Here is a 696-nt window from a genome sequence, read left to right on the forward strand (position 1 = left end):
CCGATGCGGCGGACGGCAGCGTCAATGTGGCCGAAAACAGTGACGGCCTTGAAACCAACGTGACACTACCAACGGGTGTGGAAGAGGGCGATACGGTGACGTTAACCATCACCAACCCAGATGGTAGCACCACGGAGCAAACCTACACCGTGACGGCAGCGGACCTTGCCAATGGCAGCGCCGACATCATCATTCCAAGCTTGACAGCGGAAGGTAATTACAGCATCACCAGCAGCATTACGGATGCCGCAGGCAACAGCAGTGGTGAGAGTGCGCCAGTGATGTTCGATTTAGACACCACCGTACCGGGTGATACCGACGGCGACGGTACGAGTGACACCGCGCCAACCGTTACCATTGCCGATGCGGTCGATGGCAGCGTCAATGTGGCCGAAAACAGTGACGGCGTTGAAACCAACGTGACACTACCAACGGGTGTGGAAGAGGGCGATACGGTGACGTTAACCATCACCAACCCAGATGGTAGTACCACGGAACAAACCTACACCGTGACGGCGGCGGACCTTGCCAATGGCAGCGCCGACATCACCATTCCAAGCTTGACAGCGGAAGGTGATTACAGCGTGACGGCGCAGATCAGCGACGCGGCGGGCAACAGCAGTGGTGAGAGTGCGCCAGTGATGTTCGATTTAGACACCACCGTACCGGGTGATACCGACGGCGACGGTACGAGTG

At 58.0% G+C, this 696-nt stretch carries 1 protein-coding gene; it reads left to right on the forward strand.

Annotation, left to right across the window (positions count from 1 at the left end):
* A partial coding sequence (locus tag AACW06_RS19865) for an Ig-like domain-containing protein (protein ID WP_192076373.1) occupies positions 1-696 on the forward strand: 696 nt, incomplete at both ends.

Source organism: Vibrio sp. S12_S33 (assembly GCF_963889785.1).
Classification (GTDB): domain Bacteria; phylum Pseudomonadota; class Gammaproteobacteria; order Enterobacterales; family Vibrionaceae; genus Vibrio; species Vibrio aestuarianus.